Origin of the sequence: Nonomuraea sp. NPDC049655, assembly GCF_044465465.1 — a bacterium.
In the GTDB taxonomy this organism is placed as follows: Bacteria; Actinomycetota; Actinomycetes; order Streptosporangiales; family Streptosporangiaceae; genus Nonomuraea.
The window spans coordinates 28,847-51,205 of the sequence record NZ_JBITLS010000025.1 but is presented as its reverse complement, the minus strand read 5'-3'; the positions used below and the strand labels follow the sequence as shown (position 1 = coordinate 51,205).

At 71.0% G+C, this 22,359-nt stretch carries 25 protein-coding genes; 16 read left to right on the top strand and 9 right to left on the bottom strand.

Features of this window, described 5'->3' with window-relative positions; all coding sequences use genetic code 11:
- Positions 1-1,345 precede the first annotated feature (1,345 nt).
- From ACIBQ6_RS48950 to purM, 4 genes are all read left to right on the top strand, one after another.
- On the top strand, positions 1,346-1,753 hold the full coding sequence (locus ACIBQ6_RS48950) for a MarR family transcriptional regulator (RefSeq protein WP_358301977.1): 408 nt from the start codon (positions 1,346-1,348) through the stop codon (positions 1,751-1,753).
- Between the two features lie 91 nt (positions 1,754-1,844).
- Positions 1,845-2,591: an SDR family NAD(P)-dependent oxidoreductase gene (locus ACIBQ6_RS48945; protein WP_358301974.1), complete on the top strand. Its 747-nt coding sequence runs from the start codon at positions 1,845-1,847 to the stop codon at positions 2,589-2,591.
- A gap of 51 nt (positions 2,592-2,642) precedes the next feature.
- Entirely contained in the window at positions 2,643-4,079 is a 1,437-nt protein-coding gene (purF, locus tag ACIBQ6_RS48940) for an amidophosphoribosyltransferase (RefSeq protein WP_358301971.1), read from the top strand.
- A complete protein-coding gene (purM, locus tag ACIBQ6_RS48935) occupies positions 4,076-5,101 on the top strand; it encodes a phosphoribosylformylglycinamidine cyclo-ligase (protein WP_397219395.1) in 1,026 nt (341 codons plus the stop codon). Before purF ends, purM begins: the two co-directional genes overlap by 4 nt.
- A gap of 32 nt (positions 5,102-5,133) precedes the next feature.
- Here purM and ACIBQ6_RS48930 read toward each other — a convergent pair whose 3' ends face one another.
- Positions 5,134-5,679 (bottom strand): CGNR zinc finger domain-containing protein, encoded by a 546-nt coding sequence (locus tag ACIBQ6_RS48930; protein ID WP_397219394.1) that lies wholly within the window; start codon positions 5,677-5,679, stop codon positions 5,134-5,136.
- 86 nt (positions 5,680-5,765) lie between these two features.
- Here ACIBQ6_RS48930 and ACIBQ6_RS48925 point away from each other — a divergent pair, with 86 nt between their 5' ends.
- Positions 5,766-6,608 (top strand): alpha/beta fold hydrolase, encoded by an 843-nt coding sequence (locus ACIBQ6_RS48925; protein WP_397219392.1) that lies wholly within the window; start codon positions 5,766-5,768, stop codon positions 6,606-6,608.
- Between the two features lie 91 nt (positions 6,609-6,699).
- Here the strand turns inward: ACIBQ6_RS48925 and ACIBQ6_RS48920 are convergent, their stop codons facing one another.
- On the bottom strand, positions 6,700-6,924 hold the full coding sequence (locus tag ACIBQ6_RS48920; protein WP_358301959.1) for a DUF3073 domain-containing protein: 225 nt from the start codon (positions 6,922-6,924) through the stop codon (positions 6,700-6,702).
- Positions 6,925-7,075: 151 nt separating this feature from the next.
- The gene (locus tag ACIBQ6_RS48915; protein ID WP_352320458.1) at positions 7,076-8,155 is read right to left on the bottom strand and encodes a Glu/Leu/Phe/Val dehydrogenase dimerization domain-containing protein; all 1,080 of its coding nucleotides are present in this window, start codon (positions 8,153-8,155) and stop codon (positions 7,076-7,078) included.
- A 105-nt stretch (positions 8,156-8,260) separates the two neighbouring features.
- Here ACIBQ6_RS48915 and ACIBQ6_RS48910 point away from each other — a divergent pair, with 105 nt between their 5' ends.
- Together ACIBQ6_RS48910 and bldC are read left to right on the top strand one after the other, a co-directional pair.
- Entirely contained in the window at positions 8,261-9,124 is an 864-nt protein-coding gene (locus ACIBQ6_RS48910; protein ID WP_358301957.1) for a hypothetical protein, read from the top strand.
- Between the two features lie 322 nt (positions 9,125-9,446).
- A complete protein-coding gene (bldC, locus tag ACIBQ6_RS48905; RefSeq protein ID WP_013133571.1) occupies positions 9,447-9,650 on the top strand; it encodes a developmental transcriptional regulator BldC in 204 nt (67 codons plus the stop codon).
- A 121-nt stretch (positions 9,651-9,771) separates the two neighbouring features.
- Here the strand turns inward: bldC and ACIBQ6_RS48900 are convergent, their stop codons facing one another.
- Positions 9,772-10,383, bottom strand: coding sequence for a TetR/AcrR family transcriptional regulator (locus tag ACIBQ6_RS48900; RefSeq protein WP_397219391.1), 612 nt, complete (start codon positions 10,381-10,383; stop codon positions 9,772-9,774).
- Between the two features lie 257 nt (positions 10,384-10,640).
- Between ACIBQ6_RS48900 and ACIBQ6_RS48895 the strand changes: the two genes are divergently transcribed.
- The 4 genes from ACIBQ6_RS48895 (at position 10,641) to ACIBQ6_RS48880 (ending at position 14,659) form a co-directional block, all read left to right on the top strand.
- A complete protein-coding gene (locus ACIBQ6_RS48895) occupies positions 10,641-11,633 on the top strand; it encodes a LacI family DNA-binding transcriptional regulator (protein WP_358301952.1) in 993 nt (330 codons plus the stop codon).
- Between the two features lie 208 nt (positions 11,634-11,841).
- A complete protein-coding gene (locus ACIBQ6_RS48890) occupies positions 11,842-12,090 on the top strand; it encodes a hypothetical protein (protein WP_125645653.1) in 249 nt (82 codons plus the stop codon).
- 131 nt (positions 12,091-12,221) lie between these two features.
- Complete coding sequence (locus ACIBQ6_RS48885) at positions 12,222-13,070, top strand: N-acetylmuramoyl-L-alanine amidase (protein WP_397166630.1); 849 nt, start codon at positions 12,222-12,224, stop codon at positions 13,068-13,070.
- On the top strand, positions 13,067-14,659 hold the full coding sequence (locus ACIBQ6_RS48880; protein ID WP_358301946.1) for a beta-N-acetylhexosaminidase: 1,593 nt from the start codon (positions 13,067-13,069) through the stop codon (positions 14,657-14,659). Before ACIBQ6_RS48885 ends, ACIBQ6_RS48880 begins: the two co-directional genes overlap by 4 nt.
- Positions 14,660-14,666: 7 nt before the next feature.
- On the opposite strand, the gene ACIBQ6_RS48875 is transcribed toward ACIBQ6_RS48880, so the two are convergent.
- The 3 genes from ACIBQ6_RS48875 to ACIBQ6_RS48865 are packed head-to-tail and all read right to left on the bottom strand — an operon-like array spanning position 14,667 to position 16,955.
- Positions 14,667-15,227 (bottom strand): GNAT family N-acetyltransferase, encoded by a 561-nt coding sequence (locus tag ACIBQ6_RS48875; RefSeq protein ID WP_358301943.1) that lies wholly within the window; start codon positions 15,225-15,227, stop codon positions 14,667-14,669.
- An 18-nt stretch (positions 15,228-15,245) separates the two neighbouring features.
- On the bottom strand, positions 15,246-16,298 hold the full coding sequence (locus tag ACIBQ6_RS48870; RefSeq protein WP_358301940.1) for a quinone-dependent dihydroorotate dehydrogenase: 1,053 nt from the start codon (positions 16,296-16,298) through the stop codon (positions 15,246-15,248).
- Positions 16,299-16,304: 6 nt separating this feature from the next.
- On the bottom strand, positions 16,305-16,955 hold the full coding sequence (locus ACIBQ6_RS48865; RefSeq protein ID WP_358301937.1) for a response regulator transcription factor: 651 nt from the start codon (positions 16,953-16,955) through the stop codon (positions 16,305-16,307).
- A gap of 18 nt (positions 16,956-16,973) precedes the next feature.
- Here ACIBQ6_RS48865 and ACIBQ6_RS48860 point away from each other — a divergent pair, with 18 nt between their 5' ends.
- Complete coding sequence (locus ACIBQ6_RS48860; protein WP_397219388.1) at positions 16,974-17,348, top strand: tautomerase family protein; 375 nt, start codon at positions 16,974-16,976, stop codon at positions 17,346-17,348.
- 39 nt (positions 17,349-17,387) lie between these two features.
- Positions 17,388-18,767 (top strand): dihydrolipoyl dehydrogenase, encoded by a 1,380-nt coding sequence (lpdA, locus tag ACIBQ6_RS48855; RefSeq protein ID WP_357708034.1) that lies wholly within the window; start codon positions 17,388-17,390, stop codon positions 18,765-18,767.
- Between the two features lie 82 nt (positions 18,768-18,849).
- On the opposite strand, the gene ACIBQ6_RS48850 is transcribed toward lpdA, so the two are convergent.
- Positions 18,850-19,326 carry an anthrone oxygenase family protein gene (locus ACIBQ6_RS48850; protein ID WP_358301931.1) on the bottom strand — a complete coding sequence of 159 codons (477 nt, stop codon included), beginning with the start codon at positions 19,324-19,326 and terminating at the stop codon, positions 18,850-18,852.
- A 116-nt stretch (positions 19,327-19,442) separates the two neighbouring features.
- Here ACIBQ6_RS48850 and ACIBQ6_RS48845 point away from each other — a divergent pair, with 116 nt between their 5' ends.
- The gene (locus ACIBQ6_RS48845) at positions 19,443-19,931 is read left to right on the top strand and encodes a hypothetical protein (RefSeq protein WP_397166622.1); all 489 of its coding nucleotides are present in this window, start codon (positions 19,443-19,445) and stop codon (positions 19,929-19,931) included.
- On the opposite strand, the gene ACIBQ6_RS48840 is transcribed toward ACIBQ6_RS48845, so the two are convergent.
- Complete coding sequence (locus ACIBQ6_RS48840; RefSeq protein ID WP_397219387.1) at positions 19,932-20,750, bottom strand: nucleotidyltransferase family protein; 819 nt, start codon at positions 20,748-20,750, stop codon at positions 19,932-19,934. It abuts the gene before it with no gap.
- A 151-nt stretch (positions 20,751-20,901) separates the two neighbouring features.
- Here ACIBQ6_RS48840 and ACIBQ6_RS48835 point away from each other — a divergent pair, with 151 nt between their 5' ends.
- Together ACIBQ6_RS48835 and ACIBQ6_RS48830 are read left to right on the top strand one after the other, a co-directional pair.
- Positions 20,902-21,657: a hypothetical protein gene (locus tag ACIBQ6_RS48835; protein WP_397219385.1), complete on the top strand. Its 756-nt coding sequence runs from the start codon at positions 20,902-20,904 to the stop codon at positions 21,655-21,657.
- Positions 21,658-21,735: 78 nt separating this feature from the next.
- Positions 21,736-22,203 (top strand): hypothetical protein, encoded by a 468-nt coding sequence (locus ACIBQ6_RS48830; RefSeq protein ID WP_397219384.1) that lies wholly within the window; start codon positions 21,736-21,738, stop codon positions 22,201-22,203.
- Positions 22,204-22,359 lie beyond the last annotated feature (156 nt).

Below are 22,359 nucleotides of genomic sequence, written 5' to 3'. Positions count from 1 at the left end.
AGCACCTCCTGGGCCTTCCGCACCTCCTGGGCCTACGGCGCCGCCAGGGCCTCCTGCACCTCCTGGCGCGGGGGTGCCGGCCTGGCCCGGTGCGCCCTCGCCCGGCGGGCTCCGGAAGTCCGGCGCGCCTGCGATGCCCCCGGCCCCTTCAGCCCCCTCAGCGCCCTCAGCGCCGCCCGGCTCCTCGGGGCCCCTGGCCGCGTGGGTGCCGGTGGGCGGGGGCTCGAAGGTGGGCACGTCGCCGTATTCGTACCGGGAGGGCGCGGGGCGGCTCGGCTCCTCGTCCGGTTGCGTGCCCCAGCCGGGATAGGCCGGGGTGCCGCCGGGCACCGGATAGACCTGCGTCTCCTCGGCGTCCCCGCCGGACCACCGCGTCCTGCCGGCGCCGCCCTCGGCCGGTCCCGGCGTCTCGGGCGAGGTGGGCAGGTCGGGATGGTCGGGACGGCCCCCGGGCCTGGGCTCGTGCGACGGCGGCACGTCAGGTGGCGGCGGTGGCACCACGGGCGGCACGGGCGCGATCGGCTCCTCGCCCTCCCGCTCCTCCTCGAACGGCCACTCATCCGCCCACCGCCCACCCCCGGGCTGCCCCCCAGCTCCTTCACCCTCGGACCGCCCACCCTCGTGCCGCCCGCCGCCCGACCGGCCTCCCTCTACGGGACCGGCGCCTTCGCCGGACGCCGCGCCCTGCGGAGTGTCCGCATGACCAGCGCCGTGCTCGTGACCAGAGGCGTGCTCGCGTCCAGGGGCGTGCTCGTGACCAGAGGCGTGCTCGTGAGCAGAGGCGTGCTCGTGAGCAGAGGCGTGCTCGTGAGCAGAGGCGTGCTCGTGTCCAGGAGCGTGTTCGCGTCCAGGGGCGTGCTCGTGTCCAGGGGCGTGTTCGTGGTCGGGGGCGGTCCAGCCCTCCGGGGTGCCCGCGCCGCCGGTCGGCCCGGCGCCGGGCGGGCCGCCGACGGCCCACTCGCTCGGACGCCACTCGTTGCTCGTCGGCCCGCCCTCGTACGGCCCGATCTCCGGCGGCTCCTCCTCAGGCGCAGGCCGATCCTCCTCAGGCGCCGGCCGATCCTCCTCGGCCGTCCCCTCCCGCCACCATTCGGGCGTGTGCTGCGGCGGCGCGGATTCGGGCCGGCCCTCGCGGGGGTGGCCTTCGGGGTGCTGCGGGTCCTGCCCCTCGCGGGGTTCGTTGGGGTCCCCAGGTGTGGTCACGTCTGCGTCTCCCGACGGGTCTGCATGCCGGATACTTCACCTTTTCGCGGAGGGCATCGGCTAAAGCGCACGACACGGTAAGACGGGCGCCATCCTTGGGTCACCATGCGCCAAAGCGGCAGGCGGCGGGCAAGATGAGTGCATGCTGGACGAGACCCTGACGTACGCCCTGATCATGGTCATGAAGACCCACCGCAACCGGATGGCCGCCGCCCTGGCGCCACTGGGCCTGCACACGGGCCAGGAGCTGCTGCTCAACCAGCTGTGGCGGCAGGACGGCCTCACCCAGGGCGAGCTGATCGCCCGGCTGGGCGTGGAGCCGCCGACCGTCACCAAGACCCTCCAGCGCCTGGAACGCGCGGGCTTCGTCCAGCGCTCCCCCGACCCCGACCGCCCGCGGGTGGGCCGCGTGCACCTGACGGAGGCGGGCAGGGCGCTGCGCGAGCCGGTCGAGGAGATCTGGGCCAGGACCGACGAAGAACTCCAGCACGGCCTGGACGACACCGAACGCGCCCTGCTGTCCCGCCTCGTCCGCGCCATCCCCCAGTAACCCTCTTCACCGAGAGCGAAACCCCCTTGCCTCCAGCGGCCAAAAGCGACTTAGCTGGCTAATTAGTCGGCTAATCAAGAGAGGCATCCCCATGCACGCGTTCATCACCGGCGGCTCCTCCGGCATCGGCGCCGCCACCGCGCTCGCCTACGCCAGGGCCGGCGCGCGGGTCACGATCACCTACAACACCGGCCCCGGCCGCGCCGCCGAGGTCGTCAAGCGCATCGAGGAGGCGGGCGGCCAGGCGGCGGCCGTCCACCTGGACCTGGAGGACCACGCCACCATCGCGCCCGCCGCCGCCCAGGCGGGCCCGGTGGACGCCCTCGTGCTCAACGCCGTCCGCTGGGGCACGATCATGCCCAACAGCATGAGCTTCGAGGACGTGCCCGCCGCCGAATGGACGGCCGCCCTGCACGCGAACGTCGTCGGCAACGCCCTGCTCGTCCAGGCCCTCCTGCCCGGGATGCGGCGGAACGGCTTCGGCCGGATCGTCTTCGTCTCCTCGGGCGCCGCCGAGGAGGGCCAGCCGGGCCCCGGCCCGTACGGCACCGCCAAGATGGCCCTGCACGGCATGGCCCGCGCCCTGGCCTGGGAGGCCGGCAGGGACGGCGTGCTGGTCAACGTGGCCGTGGCCGGGCTCACGATCACCGAGGCCGAGCGCCCGGTCACCCAGGAGGCCCTCGACCGCGTCGCGGCCCGCACGCCGAGCCGCCGGCTCTCGACCGCCGACGACATGGCGGCGCTGATCCATTTCCTCGGATCGGCGGCGAACCGCAACGTCACCGGAGAGTTCGTCCGCGACGGATCCAACGCCGGCAGATCGTCCCACGCCGGTTGATGGAGCACCCGGGTGTGCGAGCACGGAAGCCCGCAACCTAAACTGAGGCATGTGCTGAAGGGCGACGGCCGGCTCGGCCATGACCTGGACCCCCACGACCGCGCACCCAAAGACGCCTGTGGCGTCTTCGGCGTCTGGGCGCCAGGCGAGGAAGTTTCCAAACTCACCTACTACGGGCTGTACGCGTTGCAGCACCGCGGCCAGGAGTCCGCGGGCATCGCGGTCAGCGAGGGCAGCCGCATCCTCGTCTACAAGGACATGGGCCTGGTGGCCCAGGTCTTCGACGAGTCGGTGCTGGGCACCCTCCGCGGCCACCTGGCCATCGGCCACTGCCGTTACTCCACCACCGGTTCGAGCGTGTGGGAGAACGCGCAGCCGACCCTCAGCTCCACCGAGGTCGGCGGGCTCGCGCTCGCGCACAACGGCAACCTGATCAACACGCCGGAGCTGGCCGAGCGCCTGGCTCCCGGCTCCACCCGGGCGACCACCGACACCGAGGTCCTGGCCTCGCTGCTCGCCCAGGATCGCACGCGTTCCATCGAAGACTCGGCGGCCGAGCTGCTGCCGCAGGTCAAGGGCGCGTACTCGCTGGTGTTCATGGACGAGAAGACGCTCTACGCGGCCCGCGACCCGCAGGGCATCCGCCCGCTGGTCCTGGGCCGCCTGGAGCGCGGCTGGGTGGTGGCCTCCGAGACGGCGGCCCTCGACATCGTGGGCGCCACGTTCGTCCGCGAGGTCGAGCCCGGCGAGCTGCTCACCATCGACGAGGACGGCGTCCGGTCCCGCCGGTTCGCCCTGCCCGACCCCAAGGGCTGCCTGTTCGAGTACGTCTACCTCGCCCGTCCCGACACCACGATCGCGGGCCGCGGCGTGCAGGTCACCCGGGTCGAGGTCGGCCGCGTGCTGGCCCGCGAGCACCCGGTCGAGGCCGACCTGGTCATCCCCACGCCCGAGTCCGGCACCCCTGCCGCCGTCGGCTACGCCGAGGAGAGCGGCATCCCCTACGGCCAGGGCCTGGTGAAGAACTCCTACGTGGGCCGCACGTTCATCCAGCCCTCGCAGACCATCCGCCAGCTCGGCATCCGGCTCAAGCTCAACCCGTTGCGCGAGGTCGTCGCGGGCAAGCGCCTGGTGGTCGTCGACGACTCGATCGTGCGCGGCAACACCCAGCGCGCCATCGTGAAGATGCTGCGCGAGGCGGGGGCGCGCGAGGTGCACGTCCGCATCTCCTCGCCGCCCGTGGCCTGGCCGTGCTTCTACGGCATCGACTTCGCGACCCGCGCCGAGCTGATCGCCGGCTCGCTGTCGGTCGAGGAGATCCGGGCCTCGCTGGGCGCCGACTCGCTGGGGTACATCTCCCTGGAGGGCCTGACCAAGGCCACCACCATCCCCGCCGAGCGGCTCTGCCGGGCCTGCTTCGACGGCTCGTACCCGATCCCCATCGACCAGGACAACGTGGGCAAGTTCGTGTTGGAGAGCAAAGCGTGAGTACCTACGAGGCCGCCGGCGTCGACATCGAGGCGGGCGAGCGCGCCGTCACCCTGATGAAGGACAAGGTGGCGCGGGCCCGCCGGCCGGAGGTGGTCGACGACGCCAGCGGCTTCGCCGGGCTCTTCGACGCCTCGGCGCTGCTGCGCTACCGGCGTCCGCTGCTCGCCTCCTCCACCGACGGCGTGGGCACGAAGGTCATGATCGCCCAGCGCTACGGCAAGCACGACACGATCGGCATCGACCTGGTCGGCATGGTCCTCGACGACCTGGTGGTCTGCGGGGCCGAGCCGCTGTTCATGACCGACTACATCGCCGTCGGCAAGGTCGTGCCCGAGCGCGTCGCCGAGATCGTCGGCGGCGTGGCCGAGGGCTGCCGGCTGGCCGGCGCGGCGCTGGTCGGCGGCGAGACCGCCGAGCACCCGGGCGCCATGGGCCCCGACGAGTACGACCTGGCCGGAGCCGGCACCGGCGTGGTCGAGGCCGACGCCATGCTGGGCCCCGACCGGATCCGCGAGGGCGACGTGGTCCTCGGGCTGGCCTCCTCCGGCATCCACTCCAACGGCTACTCGCTGGTTCGGCACGTGCTGCGCGAGGCGTCGCTGTCGCTCGACGCGGTGCTGCCCGAGCTGGGCCGTCCGCTGGGCGAGGAGCTGCTGGAGCCGACCCGCGTCTACTCGCTCGACTGCCTCCACCTGGCCCGCACGACCGAGGTGCACGCCTACGCGCACATCACGGGCGGCGGCCTGGAGGCCAACCTGTCGCGGTCGCTGCCCGGCCACCTCGACGCGCTGCTCGACCGGTCGTCCTGGACCCCGCCGGCGATCTTCGGCGTCCTCGCCGGGCACGGGCGGATCGCTCAGAAGGACATGGACCGTACGTTCAACCTCGGCGTGGGCATGGCGGCCGTGGTGGCGCCCGGCTCGGCCGACGAGGCGATCCGGCTGCTCGCCGAGCGCGGTCTGCACGCGTGGGTGCTGGGCGAGATCGTCCAGGGGTCGGGCCAGGCCCGCTACCGCTGACCCGACGGGGGCCGGCTCGACCCGGCCCCCGTTCAGCCAGTCTTGTGCCGCTGGTAGTGGCGGGCGACGCGCACGCGGTTGCCGCACAGCTCCGGTGAGCACCAGCGCCGCCGCGGATGGGCGGGCAGGAAGATCATGCGGCACCGGGGCCCCTCGCAGGCCCGGATCCGGCTCGCCGCCGGATCGGTGAGCAGGTCGGCCGCGGCCTCGGCGAGCTGCGCGAGCAGGCGGGCGAGCCGGTCGCCGTCCCTGCGCGCGCCCTTGGTGAGCCCGCCGTCCGTGACGTCCAGCTGCCCGTACGCGGGCGCGGCGCGCATCGCGTCGTTGATCGCCCCGACCGCCTCGCCGGGCGGTCTCTCGCCCCGGCGCACGGCGTCGACCGCCGCCGCCACATGCGCCCGCAACTCCCGGACCACGCCCAGGTCGTCCGCCGTGTACGGCCCCCCGACGGAGGTCAGCCGGCCCGCCTGACGATCGAGCCAGTTCCCGAACACCTCGGGCGTGTCGAGGACGTCGAAGTCCTGGGCCCGGGTGTTCACCAGGTCCAGCGCGAGCGGCTCACCGATCAGGAACTCCATGGGTTCTAATGCTACATCCCCCACTTGACGCGTTAGAAGCCTGCTCGCTATAACTAACGCATCATTGCGCGAGAAAGGCATTAGGCATGGAGATCCCGGAGATCCGCCACGGTTTCGTGGACGTGGAAGGCGTGCAGGTGTTCTACCGGGAGGCGGGCCCGCGCGACGGCATCCCCGTGCTCCTGCTGCACGGCTTTCCCTCGGCCTCCCACCAGTACAGACGCCTGATGGACGCCCTGGGCGCGCGCCACCGCCTGATCGCGCCGGACTATCCCGGCTTCGGCCACACCGAGGCCCCCGGCGACTTCGTCTACTCCTTCGACCGCCTGGCCGACGTGGTCGAGGGTTTCGTGCAGAAGATCGGGCTCGACCGCTTCGTCTGGTACGCCTTCGACTTCGGCGGCCCCGTCGGCTTCCGCCTGGCCACCCGGCACCCCGAATGGATCGCCGGCCTGATCGTCCAGAACGCCAACGCCTACGACGAGGGCCTGTCGGACCTGGCGCGCACCACCATCCACGCGCCCGCGGAGAGCCTGGGCGACCTGTTCACCCTGCCCGTCACGCGCGGCCAGTACGAGGGCGGCGCGTCGGACGTCTCAGCGGTCGCACCCGACGGATGGACCCTCGACCAGCACTTCCTGGACCTGCCCGGACGCCGGGAAGCCCAGCTCGCGCTCGCGCTCGACTACCGCTCCAACCTCGCGCTCTACGCCGACTGGCAGGCATGGCTGCGCCGCCACCGGCCGCCCACGCTGATCGTGTGGGGCCGCAACGACGCCTTCTTCCCGGAGCCGGGCGCGCACGCCTACCTGCGGGACCTGCCGGACGCCGAGCTGCACGTGCTCGACACCGGGCACTTCGCGCTGGAGGACAGGCTCCCTGAGATCGCGCCGCTGGTCGCGGGCTTTCTCGACCGCACGCAAGCGTGACGAAAGCCCCACGGTTGCCCGTGGGGCCCGACGCTCATGAACGAGGATCCGGCACATGCCGGATCCTCGGCCACGTCACTCTGAAGAACGGCTATCGGCGACCGGGACGGCCGTCTTCGTCGTCCCCGGAGCCGTAGTCATCGGCGTAATCGGCATAGCGATCCGCCAGCTCATCGTTGAGGTCGTCGGCGTCGTCATTGCTGGAGTCTCCGACCCCGAGTTCGTCGCGCAGACGGTCAAGATCCGTGCCACCGCTGTTGTACTTCAGCTGGCGAGCAACCTTGACCTGCTTGGCCTTTGCTCGGCCGCGCCCCATTGGCTCGACCCCCTCGTGTGGGGTCGTCCCCGACCCCTCGTCGCTAACGCACCACACACTGACGCCGCCTGACTTTGGACGTCAGCCTATCGTTCGCCTATTACCGTACCTGTTTTGTGCCCAGCTCGGTACGTCGTATGGGCGTGGGGCGTCAGTGGCCCAGCCAAATGGCCCTAATACGCCCGACTTCCGACATTCTGCGCTCAGCTAGCCTATCCGCTGCCACAGCCGGCGGAACGCCCTCGTCCGCCGCGATCCCGAAGATCTTCAGAGTCGTGTCGTAGATCTGGGCCGCCTTCGCCCTGGCCCGGTCCATGCTGAAGCCCTCGATCTCGTCGGCGACCTGGATGACGCCGCCGGAGTTGACCACGTAGTCGGGCGCGTACAGGATCCCGCGGTCGGCCAGCTGCTTCTCGACGCCGGGATGCGCGAGCTGGTTGTTGGCCGCGCCGCAGACGATCTTCGCCCGCAGACCGGCCACCGTGGCGTCGTCGAGCGCGCCGCCCAGCGCACAGGGCGCGAAGACGTCGATGTCGGACGTGGTGAGCGCCTGGGCGTCGGCGACCACCTCGACCTCCGGATGCCGCTGGCGCACCCGCTCGACGGCCCGTGGGTCGACGTCGCAGATCACGACCTCGGCGCCGTCCTCGCGCAGGAGGTCGACCAGGCGGTGGCCCACCTTCCCGACCCCCTCGACACCGACCCGCCTGCCGTGCAGCGACGGCGTGCCGAAGACCCGTTCGGCCGAGGCGCGCATGCCCTGGAAGACGCCGAACGAGGTCAGCACCGAGGAGTCGCCGGCGCCGCCGTGGGCCAGGGTGCGGCCGGTGACGTGGCGGGACTCGCGGGCGACGACGTCCATGTCCTCGCTGAAGGTGCCGACGTCGCAGGCGGTGATGTAGCGCCCGCCGAGCGACTCGACGAACCTGCCGTAGGCGCGCAGCAGCGCCTCGCTCTTGACCTTGGCCGGGTCGCCGATGATGACGGCCTTGCCGCCGCCGAGGTCGAGGCCGGCCAGGGCGTTCTTGTAGGACATGCCCTTGGCCAGGTTGAGCACGTCGGCCAGGGCCGCCTGCTCGTTCTCGTACGGATAGAACCTGGTGCCGCCGAGCGCGGGCCCGAGGGCCGTGCTGTGGACGGCGATGATCGCACGCAGGCCGCTCTGCTCGTCGGCGCAGAAGACGACCTGCTCGTGGACGTCCTTGTGGGACGTGCCGAAGACGTCGGTCACGGTAGTGACTCCCTGTCCGGTCCACCGCTCCTTCGCGGCGGAGGTCACTCTCAGACTAGTGAGCCCGACGGTGCGCGCAGGTGCTCTTCGTGACACGATGCCTCCGTGCTGCCCTATGCCGCCTACCTCCGCGTCTATGAGCCACTGACCGCGTTCGCCGAGTCCGAGCGCAAGCTGTGGACCGACTACGCCGACTCACGCGACCGTCCGCGCCGGGCGAACGCGCTCAACGCGGAGCACAGCGAGTCGGTCATGCGCCTGCTCGGCATGCCCCCTCAGCCCGTTCCCGCCCAGGAGAGCCCCAATGCCTATCTGCGGCGCGTTGAGGACCGTTTGTACGTATGTCCCTGGCAGACCCGTCTGCGGTCGTGGCTGGCCTTCTCAAGGCTTCGTGGCGCCACTCCCGTGAAGCTGATGGACCGGCTCGTGCCCAAGGCCATCGCCGAGCAGACGGCCGACGACTTCGACCGGTTCAAGCGCCGGGCCGGTTCGTCCGCCTTGCGTACGCACATTCGCACCACGGCGTGGCATGTGCCGCCATCGTGGTTCGTGCCGTTTGATGGGAACGAGCGCTGGCTGGTGCTCGGCTCCTCCACCCCGGGACAGGACGTGACGACCACTACGGGCCGTAACCTCATCTACGTCACCTCCATGGCGCAGGCCAGGAGGCGAGCGGCCCGCGCCCTCAACGTGATGCGCCGGCACCTCGGCGACGCGTCGTCCAACTTCGACGTGGAGGACATCGCGCGCTGGCTGGAGGAGTTCCACCCGCACTCGCTGGTCGAGCTCGACTACGGCGGCCTGGTCCACCTGATGAACGACGACGCCCTCCAGGCCGACCAGTCGGTTGCTGAGCTTTCGGCCGCTTTGACCGGTCTGGACACGGGTCAAGAAGAACTTGCCTATGCCATGTACCAGCGCGTCATCCTTCGGTGGAAGTCAATGCAACAGCTGGAATCCGCCAACTGATTCCCAAAACAACCGTCTGACCTGCATGAGTAGGTCACGTCTCGCGGCTGCTCTCTTCTGCGAACTGAGTAGTTTGCCGTTTTCACTGCGATACCACGAACCGTGTCGCTAGAATCACCGAGCGTGACATCGCCATGGGGGCGGGCAGTTGGGTCAAAGAAGGGCTCGCCAATCGCTCTGCGTGGCGGTATGGTCACATCGGGTGATGCCGCATATGGCTCAGAAAAGCCGCACGCTCTGCGCCATAGGGGGACATCCGTGACACGCGCAAAGGCAGTCACAGGATCGCTAAGCCGGTCCACACGGAGGAGAGGCCGCACAAATGTCAGCTCGTACACCCGAGGCCGAGCCACTGCTCACGCCCGCTGAGGTCGCGACCATGTTCAGGGTCGACCCCAAGACCGTTACGCGGTGGGCCAAGGCGGGCAAGTTGACGTCGATTCGTACCCTCGGCGGTCATCGGCGTTACCGGGAGACCGAGGTTCGCGCACTGCTCGCGGGCATTCCGCAGCAGCGTTCCGAGTAGTCGCAAGGGTCGTCACGAACCTCAGGGGGGTTGAGGGTGGACCAGGTACGCTTGCCCGGTCCACCGACGTGACGTCGCACGGGGAAGTTGGCGTCGCCCGCCCGGCGCCACTCTTCCCCCGCTACCGCAGTTGCTCGCCGGTGAGCACGTCGAGCAGCTCCCCGACCTCGCCGTCGTAGGCGGCGGCCACGCCGAGCAGGGCCACCATGTGGTCGACGAGCATCTTCTCCAGGATCGGCCGCTCGACGTCGCGGTGCTCCAGCCAGTCGAGGCCGGCCGTCTCCACGGAGGCGATCCACGAGCGCAGCGTGGTGCGCAGCACCGGGCTCGGCTCCTCGACGCGCATCTGCTTCTGGATGAGGCGGAACAGCCTCCGGCGCACGCCGTCGACGATCTCCCCGACCTCGCCCGCCCGGTTGGCGGGCCCCCCGCGCAGCAGCGCGGCGAAGCCGGCGGCGTGCTCCTCGACGAAGTCGAAGTAACGCCCGAGGCCCGCGGCCAGCTCGTCGAGCGGCCTGCCGCCCTCGGCCGGGCGCAACCGCGACTCCAGCTGCTCGGCCGCGCTCCTCAGCGCGGCCACGTAGAGCTCCTGCTTGCCGCCGAAGTAGTGGTAGACCAGCGCCCGCGAGGCGCCTGCCGCGGAGGCGACGTCGTCGATCGAGACGTCCTCGGCGTCACGGGTGCTGAACAGCTCCAGCGCGGCCGCCATGAGCTCCTCGCGACGGCGGTCCACGCTCAGCCTTCGGCGTGCGGGGCGTGCCGTCTCGGCTGACTTCCCGGGTGTCACACCTGCACAGTATCCGACGGCATGCCCAATAGCGGACGTGTGGCGAATGGGTCAATATCAGGCTTCCCTAACCCGAAGCCGTACCCTGCGGCTTACTCGATCGTTTGGTGAGACAGGTGCCCATATCCGCATCGCGGGGGAGACACATGTCAGGACCGCCCGTCAACACTTCAACCATCGCCGAGCTCCGCGAGGTAGAGCCATTGCCTCGGCCACGACCCACCATCCGCAACGTCGCCGAGCGAGCCGGCGTCTCGAAGTCGCTGGTCTCACTCGTGCTGCGCGGATCCCCGCACGTGAGCGAGCATCGGCGGCAGGCAGTGCTCCAGGCGGCGCGCGAGCTCGGCTACCGGCCGAACGCCGTCGCGCGCAGCCTGGTGGAAGGACGTACACATCTGGTCGGGGCGCTCGTCGCCGACCTGCACAACCCGTTCTACGCCGAGTTCCTCGACGGCCTGCAGGAGAGCCTGCACGGCGACGGGCTGCGCATGCTGATCGGGAACAGCCAGTGGGACCCGGCGTTCGAGGACGAGGCCGTCGAGGCCTTCCTGGAGCTCCGGGTCGACGGGCTGGTGCTCTTAGGCATCGCGCCGACCAGCGAGACGCTGATCGAGGCCACCGCCTACACCCCGACCGTCGTCGTAGGGGAACGTGACATCGAGCTGGACGGCGTCGACATCGTGGTCGACGACGACCGGCTCGGCGCCCGGCTGGCCATCGACCACCTGGTGAACCTGGGGCACAAGCGGATCGCGCACATCGAGGGCCCCCGGTCCTCGCGCTGCGAGGGTTACCTCGTGGCGATGCGCAGGCATTCGCTGGCCCCGTACATCATGGTCGAGGCGGCGGACGCGACCGAGGAGGGCGGCCGCGAGGCGGCGATCGCCCTGCTGACCCGCGACCCGCGGCCGACGGCCGTGTTCGCGGCCAACGACGTGGTGGCGCTGGGCGTGCTGGCCGCCGCGGCCGAGCTGGGGCTGCGGGTGCCGGACGACCTGTCCGTGGTCGGCTACGACAACACCCACCTGTCGGCCTCACGGCACATCTCGCTCACCTCGGTCGACCAGCCGCGCCGTGCCATGGGCAGGTCGGCGGCCGCGCTGCTGAGCGACAGGATAGGCGAGCCGGCCAAGGGCGCCCGGCTGCGCGAGATCCAACCCGAGCTGATCGTGCGCCGCAGCACGGGACCCGCCTGAGGGGATATCTGCCGGTTGCGCTGCCGTTGCGGGCCTTTACCGGCGCCGCAATGGCACGGCGGGCCAATGCGCAGGTCTCTCGTCAGCAAGCCCGCCCAAAGCCTGGGTCAAGCCGTACGGCAGCGTCGCCGGACGGCGGTTTACTCGTCAGGGTCATGCTAATTGTGGCCGAATCTGGTTCGGTCACGATCTGATCCGGGGGACAGTCATGCGTGATCCAGAACTGGTGTCCTGCGCCCAGCGCGCGGCGGCCGAGCTCGAACGCGCCTGGGGGCACTGGCGGGCGGGCAGGGGGCGGGGCACCGACGTCGGCGCCGAGTCCGTCGCCAGCTACGTGGCGCATTCCCTCGACCATCCGTGGGGCCGCCCCCGCGTCGTCCTCGGCCTCGACGCCGAGGACGCGCGGGAGCTGGCCGCCCTGCTCGAACGGCAGGAGGTTGGCGAGCACGTGTGGTGAAGCGGACGGCGAAACCGCCAGGCGGACCGTCGCAGCGGTCCCGGTCCGGCACTTCGGCGGGGTCGCGGACCGACTCGCAGGATTGCTGTTGATACGGGCCTGAACGCGTGGCTTCACGTAAGTTGGAGCTCATGCGTGCTCTACCAGCCACCGTCCTCGCCGTCTGCGGCCTGATCGCCTCCGCGTGCGGCGGCACCGAGCCTGGTGGCGCCGCGGCAGGTCAGGCCCCCTCCACCGTCCAGGAGACCGGCAAGGCGTCCGTCCAGGACGGGCCGACGGAGACGGCAACGGCGAAGCAGGCACCGCCCGGCGCCAAACCGCTCGCCGGCAAGGTCATCGTCATCGACCCCGGGCACAACGGCGCCAATTACCGCCATCCGGCCGAGATCAACCGCAAGGTCAACGTGCTGACCAAGATGAAGGAATGCGACACGACCGGCACGGCCACGAAGAGCGGTTACAGCGAGGCCGCCTTCACCTGGGACGTCTCCAACCGCATGGCGAAGATCCTTGAGCAGCGCGGCGCGACCGTCAAGCTGACCAGGTCGAGCAACGACGGCGTCGGCCCGTGCATCGACAAGCGGGCCGCGATCGGCAACAAGGCCCGTGCCGACGCCGCGATCTCGGTCCACGGCGACGGCTCGGACAACCCCTCGCACCGGGGATTCCACGTGATCCTCCCGAAGAAGATCAACGGGCCGGTCGACAAGGTCGTGGGCGCCTCGACCAAGCTGGGGATCGACGTACGCGACGCCTACCTCAAGGGCACCGGCATCCCCTACTCCAACTACGTCGGCGCCAAGGCGCTGAACTTCCGCAACGACATCGGCGGGCTCAACCTCTCGACCGTGCCGAAGGTCCTCGTCGAGTGCGGCAACATGCGCAACGCCGTCGACGCGGCCAAGTTCCAGGACCCGAAGTTCAGGCAGCGGATCGCCTTGGCACTCGCGAACGGGATGCAGCACTATCTCGAAGCATGATTCCTCGCCCCAAGCTGCTCAGTGATCTTTCCGGCTCCTTCGAGCTGACCTCGGGCGCGACCGTCGCCGGTCCGTACGCGGACGCGGTACGTCGCGCGCTGCCCCTCCTCGACCTGCGCCCGGGAGACTCGGGCGAGATCGAGGTACGCCAGGATCCCGCGCTCGGCGCGGAGGCCTACCGGCTGACCACCGGGTCGCGGGGGATCGAGATCGTCGCCGGCGGGGCGGCGGGCGCGTTCTACGCCGCGCAGTCGTTGCACCAGTTGCTGCCGGACGCCTCCTACCGGTTCGCCGAGGGCGCGTCGTGGCCGGTGCCCGGGGTGCGGATCGAGGACGCGCCGCGGTTCGCCTGGCGGGGGCTGCACCTCGACGTGGCCCGGCATTTCTCCCCCAAGCGGGAGGTGCTCCGGCTGATCGACCTGATGGCCGTGCACAAGCTGAACCGGCTGCACCTCCACCTGGTCGACGACCAGGGCTGGCGGGTGGAGAGCCGGGCGTACCCGCTGCTCCACGAGGTCTCCTCGCACCGGCCGCGCACGGCCGTCAACTACTACCGGGAGCCGGAGGCGTACGACGACATCCCGCACGGCGGCTACTACACGCTGGAGGACCTGGCCGAGATCGGCGCGTACGCGCGATCCAGGTTCGTCACGGTGGTGCCCGAGATCGACGTGCCGGGGCACGCCTCGGCGATCCTGGCCGCCTACCCGGCGCTCGGCGCCACCGGCGAGCCCTACGACGTGCTCGACCGGTGGGGCATCTCGCCGGCGATCCTGTCGCCGCTGCCGCCCACCGTCGAGTTCCTGATCACGATCTTCGACGAGATCATCGGCGCGCTGGGCGAGGTGCCCTTCTTCCACATCGGCGGGGACGAGGTCGTGCTCGACCACTGGGCGCAGTCGGCGCAGATCACGGCCTACCGCGAGTCGCTGGGGCTGTCCACGGTGCCCGACCTGCAGGCGTGGTTCCTGCGCGCGCTGGCCGACGCCCTGGCCGAGCGCGGCGCGCGGGCCGTGGTGTGGGACGAGGCGTTCGTCAGCGGCGGGCTGCGCCAGGACACCGTCGTCATGCCGTGGCGCGGCATGGGCGTCGGGCGGCGGGCCGCCGCGGCGGGCCACGACGTGGTCGCCACCCCGGTGTTCCCGCTCTACTTCGACTACGCCGAGGCGGCCTCCGCCGACGAGCCGATGGCCATCGGCGACACCACCACGGTGGCCGACGTGGCCGCGTTCGACCCGGCCCCCGCCGACTGGACGGACGAGGAGCGGGCGCGCGTCATGGGCGTGCAGGCCCAGCTCTGGACCGAGCGGGTGCCCGACCCCCGGACCGTCGACTACCGGCTCTGGCCGCGGTCGTGCGCGCTGGCGGAGGTGGCCTGGGCCGGCTCGGACGGCGACGGGTTCGCCGGACGGCTGGAGAGTCACCTGCGGCGGCTCGACGCCATCGGCGTGGAGTACCGGCCGGCGGCGGGCCCGCACCCGTGGCAGCGGCGGCGTCCGCACCGGCCGAGCGGCGTGAAGGTGAACGAGGTGATGGAGCGCATCGACGCCATGACGCACGACGCGGAGTCGACCCGGCCGAGCGTCTGACCGTCGGTCACATGGGCGCGGGGCGGTCGTTGAGTATGCGCTGGAACAGCACGTGGTCCTGCCACGCGCCGTCGATGCTGACGGCGCGTGGGGCCATGCCGTACTCCTCGAAGCCCGCCTTGCGCAGGACCGCCTGCGAGGCCTTGTTGTGCAGCAGCGTGCCGGCCTCCACCCGGTGCAGGCTCAGGTCCTCGTCGGCGGCCCGGCACGCCTCCAGCACCGCCTTGGTGGCCAGCCCCCGCCCGTTGTAGGCGGCGTCCACCCAGTAGCCCAGCGACGCGCTCTGGGCGGCGCCGCGGATGATGCTGTTCAGGTTCATCCTGCCCACGACGCGGTCGCCGTCCGTGAGCACCCACGGCATCACGAAGCCGGCCGCACGGTCCTCGGCCAGTCGTTCGAGGCGTGCGGCCTGGCCCGCGGGGGTGAAGAAGTCGGCCGGCCTGCGGGGCTCCCAGGGGCGCAGGAAGTCGCGGTTGCGGCGGTAGGCGTCGGCCAGCGCCCGCGCGTCGGACCTGGCGACGGGGCGCATGACGACGTCGTCGGTGAGCTTCACCTCGGCATTGATCACGATTCCACGATAGGGGCCCTAGGCGGTGCGGCCGATCGCCTCGGTGACGGAGGACAGGCCGTGGCGGCGGACCCGGCGGGCGAGCTGCCGGTGGATGCGGGCGGCCCACAGCGGGCCGCCGTAGATCCAGCCGGTGTACCCCTGGACCAGGGTGGCCCCGGCCAGCAGGCGCTCCCAGACGTCGTCGACGTCCTCGACGCCGCCCACGGAGACCAGCGTGAGACGGTCGCCGACCTTGGCGCGCAGCCGGCGCAGCACCTCCAGCGAGCGCCCCTTGAGCGGACGCCCGGACAGGCCGCCGGTCTCGCCGCCGTGCCTGATGGTGGTGTTGGTCGCGATGATGCCGTCCAGGCCCAGCTCCACGGCCAGGTCGGCGACCGCGTCTACGTCTTCGTCGGCCAGGTCGGGGGCGATCTTCACCAGCAGCGGCGTACGGCGCGGCGTCGCGTCGGCGACCTCCTTGACCGCGACCAGCAGCGGGCGCAGCAGCTCGACGGCCTGGAGGTTGCGCAGGCCGGGCGTGTTGGGCGAGCTGACGTTGACCACCAGGTAGTCGGCCAGCGGGGCCAGCTCCCTGGCGCCGGTCACGTAGTCGGCCACCGCCTCGGACTCCGGCACCACCTTGGTCTTGCCGATGTTCACCCCGACCACGACCGGCACCCCGCGCGTACGGCGCAGCCGCCGGGCGGCGGCCCGGGCGCCGGAGTTGTTGAAGCCCATCCGGTTGATCACCGCTCGCTCCCCCACCAGCCGGAACAGGCGCGGTTGCGGGTTGCCGGGCTGGGCGTGCGCGGTGATGGTGCCGACCTCGACGTGGCCGAAGCCGAGCGCGGCGATCGCCTCGGCGCAGGCCGCGTCCTTGTCGAACCCGGCGGCCAGGCCGAACGGGCCGGGGAAGTGCACGCCGAACGCGGTCACCCGCAGGACCGGGTCGTGCGGGGCGAACGCTCGGTGGAGCAGCCGCTTGAGCAGGGGCAGCCGGGCGAGCACGGCCAGGCCCTTGACGGTGAGACGGTGCACGGCCTCGGCGTCGAAACGCCGCAAGACCTGCGTGAACACGAGGCGATACATCACGGGTCAGGCTACCAATCCCGCCTCGTGGGCGATGATCGCGGCCTGGACGCGGTTGCGCACGTCGAGCCGGGTCAGGATCGTGCTCACGTACGCCTTCACGGTGCCCTCCACGATGTGCAGCCGCTTGGCGATCTCCGCGTTCGACAGGCCCGCGCCGAGCAGCGCGAGGACCTCCCGCTCGCGGTCGGTGAGCACGCCGACGCGGTCGCGGGCCTCGGCCTCGCGGACCATCCGGCCGCCGGCGAGCTGGGCGATCACGCGCTGGGCCACCTTGGGCGACAGGTACGCCGCGCCGTCGGCGACCGCGTGGATGCCGGCGATCAGCTCGCGCGGGTCGCCGGACTTGAGCAGGAACCCGGCGGCCCCCACCTCCAGCGCCCTGGCGATGTAGTCGTCCTCGCCGAACGTGGTCAACATCACCACGGCCGTGGCGGGCGCGACGCGGCGCAGCTCGGCCGCGGCGGCCAGGCCGTCGAGGCGCGGCATGCGGATGTCGAGCAGCGCGACGTCGGGACGGTGGCCGATGGCCAGGTCGACGGCCTGTCTGCCGTCGCCTGCCTCGGCGACCACCTCCAGGGACGGGTCGGAGTCGAGGATCGCCTTGACCCCGGCCCGGATCATGGCCTCGTCGTCGGCGAGGAGTACGCGGATCACGCCCTCTATATTGCCGACATGGCACAGGTGAAGGTTTACGGGCGTCGTGACGTGTGGGCCGGACGGCAGCGGGAGATCTCCGACTTGCTGCAGTCGTGCCTGGTCAGCGCGTGGGGCGTGCCCGAGGAGAAGCGGTTCCACCGGTTCCTGCTGCTGGAGGCCGACGACTTCGTATGCCCGGGGCGCAGCGCGAACTACCTGATCATCGAGGTCGTGTGCTTCACGGGACGCAGCGACGACGCGAAGCGCGCGCTGATCCGGTCGATCTACGAAAAGTCGGGATACGACCCTGAGGATGTGGAGATCACGATCATTGAGATGCCCAAGGTGAACTGGGGAATTCGGGGCGTTCCGGCCGACGAGCTGACGCTGCCGTACAAGGTGGAGGTCTAGCGTCAAGGGTGGCCTGGGGTGGGCGGTATGGTCCGAGTCATGAGCACTCACTATGACGTCGTCGTTCTCGGCGCGGGTCCGGGAGGATACACGGCCGCCGTCCGCGCCGCCCAGCTCGGGCTGCGTACCGCGGTCGTCGAGGAGAAGTACTGGGGTGGCGTCTGCCTGAACGTGGGCTGCATCCCGTCCAAGGCGCTGCTGCGCAACGCCGAGCTGGCCCACATCTTCCACAACGAGGCCAAGACGTTCGGCATCAGCGGCGAGGTGAGCTTCGACTACGGCGCTGCCTTCCAGCGCAGCCGCAAGGTGGCCGACGGCCGGGTCAAGGGCGTTCACTACCTGATGAAGAAGAACGCCATCACCGAGTACGACGGGCGCGGCACCTTCCTCGACGCCAACACCCTGCAGGTCAACGATGAGACGATCACGTTCGACCACTGCATCATCGCGGCCGGGGCCACCACCAGACTGATCCCGGGCACGCAGTTGTCGGAGCGGGTGGTGACGTACGAGGAGCAGATCCTCACCGAGAACCTGCCGCGCAGCATCATCATCGCGGGCGCGGGCGCGATCGGCGTGGAGTTCGCGTACGTGCTGCACAACTACGGCGTCAAGGTCACGATCGTGGAGTTCCTCGACCGGGTCGTGCCGCTGGAGGACGAAGAGGTCTCGGCCGAGCTGGCCAAGCGCTACAAGCGGCTCGGCATCGAGGTGCTGACCTCGACCCGCGTCGACGGCATCGAGGACACCGGCGGCTCGGTCAAGGTCACCGTCACCCGCGACGGCCAGACCCAGGTGCTCGAGGCCGACAAGGTCATGCAGGCCATCGGCTTCCAGCCGCGCGTCGACGGCTACGGCCTGGAGAAGACCGGCGTGCAGCTCACCGAGCGCGGCGCGATCGCCGTCGACGGCCGCTGCCGCACGAACGTGCCCCACATCTTCGCCATCGGCGACGTCACCGCCAAGCTCATGCTGGCCCACGCCGCCGAGTCGATGGGCATCATCGCCGCCGAGACCATCGGCGACGCCGAGACCATGGAGCTCGACTACGTGATGATCCCGCGGGCCACGTACTGCCAGCCGCAGGTGGCCAGCTTCGGCTACACCGAGGCGCAGGCCCGCGACCTGGGCTACGACGTCAAGGTGGCCAAGTTCCCCTTCACGGCCAACGGCAAGGCCCACGGCCTGGGCGACACCGCCGGGTTCGTCAAGATCATCAGTGACAACACCCACGGCGAGCTGCTCGGCGCCCACCTGATCGGCCCCGAGGTCACCGAGCTGCTGCCCGAGCTCACGCTGGCCCAGCAGTGGGACCTGACCGTGCACGAGGTCGCGCGCAACGTGCACGCGCACCCGACGCTCGGCGAAGCGGTCAAGGAGGCGATCCACGGCCTCGCGGGCCACATGATCAACATGTGATCCCGTCGCGCGGATGCGCATCCCGGTGCTCGTCCATCGGGATGCATCCGGCCGGGTCAGCCCCAGACAGACGTACGCCGGGTCAGACCCAGACGTACAGGGCGACGCCCAGCAGCGCCACGGCCAGCGCCGAGGCCCAGCCGCGCAGCGTGTTCCACCGGGTCCAGCGCGGCGCGTACGCCTGCCAGGCCAGGTCACCCGCCTCCAGGGCGTTGTTCATCGGCACGTTGATCGCGGCCGTGACGGCGATCGAGCCCAGGAAGTAGACGACGGCCGCCGCGAACGCCAGCATCGCCGGCCCGCCGTCCCCGCCGATCAGCAGGAACACGCCGGCCAGCAGCGAGGCCACGGGCGCCAGCGTGAACGTCGACAGGAACCCCGGGTTCAGGATCTTCCTGTTCATGCTGCGCATGGCGGCCGCCGCGCCCTCCTTCCCCACGGACTCCCCCACGGCGTCCAGGCCGGGCATGACGGAGGTGGAGAAGGCGAAGAACACGCCCGCCATCAGCCCGTTCAGGACGAGGGCGAGCACCGAGGAGACGACCGCGAGTACGCTCACGCCCCTATGATCCCTTAAGTCACGCTTGTCCAGAAACGGCGGAAGATCCGCGATTCTCATTGAACGTTCATGTATTCCTGAGATCTCTCTGAGACCGGGAGCACACCGTGGTGCCCGTGCCTCCAACGAACGCGCAAACACAGATCGGACGGCTCGGGGCCGTCACGGTACGCCTGGGGCTCTTCGGGCTGGTCGCGCTGGGCATCCTGGGCGCCGGCCTGGAGCTGGCCTTCGAACGCCACTGGCAGTCCTGGCAGCAGTTCGTCCCCTGGGTGGCGCTGCTGGCGCTCGGGGCCGCGCTCGTGCTGCTGGCCCTGGACGCCTCGCCCCTCACGCTCAAGGTCGTCCGCGGGATCGCACTGGTGGTGCTGCTCGCCTCCGCCTACGGCGTGTACGCGCACATCTCGGCCAACCATGACATGGGCGCCTTCGACCCGCGCCACGCCGACACCTGGCAGACCCTCTCGCCCCTCACCCAATGGTGGTACGCGCTGACCAAGTCCGTCGGCCCGGCCCCGCCGCTCGCGCCCGGCATGCTCGCCCAGAGTGCGCTCCTGCTGCTGCTGACCACGCTGGCCCCCGCCAGGGCCAGGGAGAACGCCTGATCACACCCCGCAGGCGGCCCGCACGTCGGCGATGAGCCGTTCGGCGGCGGCCACCGTACGGGTGATCTCCTCCGGCGTGCCGCCGACGGAGGCGAGCAGCGCCTGGGCCCGCTCGCCGAAGCCGGCGGGCGCCGAGGGCAGCCGGTCGGCGGCGGCGACCATGCCCTTCTCGTTGATCAGCCAGGCGCCGTCGGCCGCGTGCAGGGCGTGGCAGGCGACGCCGATCGCGCGGAACAGCGCCCCGGCGGCGTACACCGGGTCGCGCCCGGCGGCGCCGTATCCGGCGATCGTCAGCGAGAAACCGGCCTCCCACAACCCCTGGACCAGCGCCTCGCGCAGCGCGGGCGGGTACGCGGCCGTCTCGGCGCGCAGGGCCGCAAGCTCGCCGGACGGGTCGGCCAGCACCTTGCACAGCGCCACCTCGCCCGCGTAGGCGTGGGAGTAGAAGCCCAGCGGGTGGCCAGGCTGGACGCCGATCTCGTACCGTCCGGCGCGGCAGTCCTGCCAGACGCGGCGCACCCGGTCGAGGTCGCGGTAGATCCAGTCCACCCGCCACCCCTCGACGGTGAGCCAGCCGCCGCCGTCCACCCACGGGCCCCAGCCGCCGGGCTCGGTCACCTCGGTCGGCTCGCCGGTCATCTCCCGGGCGAGGGCGCGCAGGTCGCCGACGGCGAGCGGCCCCCGGTAGTACAGGCCCAGATCGACGTCGGAGTCCGGCCGGTGCGTGCCGCGCGCCCGGCTGCCGCCGAGCGCGACCGCCACCACGCCGGGCACCTCGGCCAGCTTCGCCGCGATCTCCCGCAGCCGTTCGTCACGCATGCCGGTCCGCCATCCGTCCAACCTACCGAAGGCCCAAATCGCATATTTCAGAACCACTCCGGCATTTTCCGCGTCACACTCAAGCACAGCCCGGTGTGTGATCCATGAGACTGGAGAGACCGAAGTGGCGTCAGGTCGCAAACTCGTAGCCATGGCCGTGATGACGGCCGCCGCGCTCACCACGGGAGGGGCCGTGGCCCGGGGCGAGGCCCGCCCGGCCGCCGCCGCCGTTCAGGAACCGGCCCCCGTGACCACCACGGCTCTGACCACCACCCCCGCCGCCGTCGCCGAGCCCGCCTGCATGCGGGTCAAGGGCGCCGAGGTGTGCGTGGGCCCGGACGGCAGCGACCGGCCCGGCATCTGGGTCGAGGACACCCGCAACGACAAGCTGCACGCCGCCGTCGAGTACCACCTGAACGAGTACCTGGGCACCAAGTACGTCATCCACAACCTGGCCGGCAAGGGCGAGATCCGGGGCAACCGCGAGATCGGCAGGACCGTGACGTTCCGGGCCGCCGTGTACGAGGGCAACCACCGCGTCCGGGTGGGCCGTTGGAAGACCGTCCGCAACCTCACCAAATACCCGGTCAAGCGCGACACCGGCGTCACCCCGGCCGCCGCGCGGGGCCGGGCGAAGCTGTGCTCGTACACCAAGGGCGGGGCCAGCGTGTGCTTCCACGAGCGCGACACGTACGTCTTCGCCTGCGACACCAGGGCCGACGAGTACCAGGCACGCGCCGAGTACTTCGTGGCCGGCGACCCGACCGCCCGCTACGAGATCCACCAGCTCGCCGGCCTCAACACCTGCGGCAAGGCCGAGCACGGCGACCAGTCGATCAGCATGTACCGCGCGTCGGTCTACAACGGCTCCCACCGGGTCGCGACGCGGCAGTACAAATACAACTAGCTTGCAAGCGGCCCCGCAAGCCGGTTGAAATCGGGCCAATGCACTGTGTGGTCATCCCAGAGAGGAAGGAACCCCTCGATGACCGCCTCCCGTACCGCCGCCGTCCTGACCGGTGTCGCCGCCGCAGCCCTGGTCGCGCTCGCCTCCTCCCCCGCCCAGGCCGCCTCGGCCGCACCCTGGGGTCCCTACTACGCCCCCGGGCACGCCGCCAAGGCGACCGGCACGCTGAGCGCGACCGGCGAGGACCACGCCGACCTGCCGACCGCCGACGTGGTGCGGATCTCCGGCAAGCTGACCGACTCGACCCGCAAGGACTCCGCCTGCGGCTGGGCGGTGTTCCGCATCACCTACCGCGACGGGAGCAACCTGCCCAACAAGGAGCGCGGCATCCGTAACTGCTCCTCCAGCTCCGCCAAGCGGTTCTCCTTCGAGTACCACGACGTCTACCAGGTCGAGCTGAAGGTCTGCGCCGAGGGCAAGGGCTCCAAGCCGTCCCTGAACTGCCTGTACGCCGGCACCTGGAAGACCCTCTACCTGTCGAAGTGACCACCCCCGGCGGGGGGGGGGGGGGGGGGGGGGGGGCGGGGGGGGGGGGGGGGGGGGGGGGGCCGCCCCCCCCCCCCCCCCCCGGGCCGGCGACGCTCACGCGGCGCCCGCGTTGTAGGTCCACTTCTGGTTGCTGCCGCCCCAGCAGGTGTACAG

Excerpts from the sequence above, each read along its gene's own strand:
- ACIBQ6_RS48920 (WP_358301959.1), bottom strand. The coding sequence starts at position 6,924 with ATGGGGCGCGGCCGAGCAAAGGCCAAGCAGGTCAAGGTTGCTCGCCAG.
- ACIBQ6_RS48840 (WP_397219387.1), bottom strand. The coding sequence starts at position 20,750 with ATGCGTGACGAACGGCTGCGGGAGATCGCGGCGAAGCTGGCCGAGGTG.
- ACIBQ6_RS48870 (WP_358301940.1), bottom strand. The coding sequence starts at position 16,298 with ATGTATCGCCTCGTGTTCACGCAGGTCTTGCGGCGTTTCGACGCCGAG.
- ACIBQ6_RS48890 (WP_125645653.1), top strand. The coding sequence starts at position 11,842 with ATGCGTGATCCAGAACTGGTGTCCTGCGCCCAGCGCGCGGCGGCCGAG.
- ACIBQ6_RS48860 (WP_397219388.1), top strand. The coding sequence starts at position 16,974 with ATGGCACAGGTGAAGGTTTACGGGCGTCGTGACGTGTGGGCCGGACGG.
- ACIBQ6_RS48930 (WP_397219394.1), bottom strand. The coding sequence starts at position 5,679 with ATGGAGTTCCTGATCGGTGAGCCGCTCGCGCTGGACCTGGTGAACACC.
- bldC (WP_013133571.1), top strand. The coding sequence starts at position 9,447 with ATGTCAGCTCGTACACCCGAGGCCGAGCCACTGCTCACGCCCGCTGAG.
- lpdA (WP_357708034.1), top strand. The coding sequence starts at position 17,388 with ATGAGCACTCACTATGACGTCGTCGTTCTCGGCGCGGGTCCGGGAGGA.
- ACIBQ6_RS48880 (WP_358301946.1), top strand. The coding sequence starts at position 13,067 with ATGATTCCTCGCCCCAAGCTGCTCAGTGATCTTTCCGGCTCCTTCGAG.
- ACIBQ6_RS48885 (WP_397166630.1), top strand. The coding sequence starts at position 12,222 with ATGCGTGCTCTACCAGCCACCGTCCTCGCCGTCTGCGGCCTGATCGCC.
- ACIBQ6_RS48950 (WP_358301977.1), top strand. The coding sequence starts at position 1,346 with ATGCTGGACGAGACCCTGACGTACGCCCTGATCATGGTCATGAAGACC.
- ACIBQ6_RS48830 (WP_397219384.1), top strand. The coding sequence starts at position 21,736 with ATGACCGCCTCCCGTACCGCCGCCGTCCTGACCGGTGTCGCCGCCGCA.
- ACIBQ6_RS48925 (WP_397219392.1), top strand. The coding sequence starts at position 5,766 with ATGGAGATCCCGGAGATCCGCCACGGTTTCGTGGACGTGGAAGGCGTG.
- ACIBQ6_RS48945 (WP_358301974.1), top strand. The coding sequence starts at position 1,845 with ATGCACGCGTTCATCACCGGCGGCTCCTCCGGCATCGGCGCCGCCACC.
- ACIBQ6_RS48835 (WP_397219385.1), top strand. The coding sequence starts at position 20,902 with ATGGCCGTGATGACGGCCGCCGCGCTCACCACGGGAGGGGCCGTGGCC.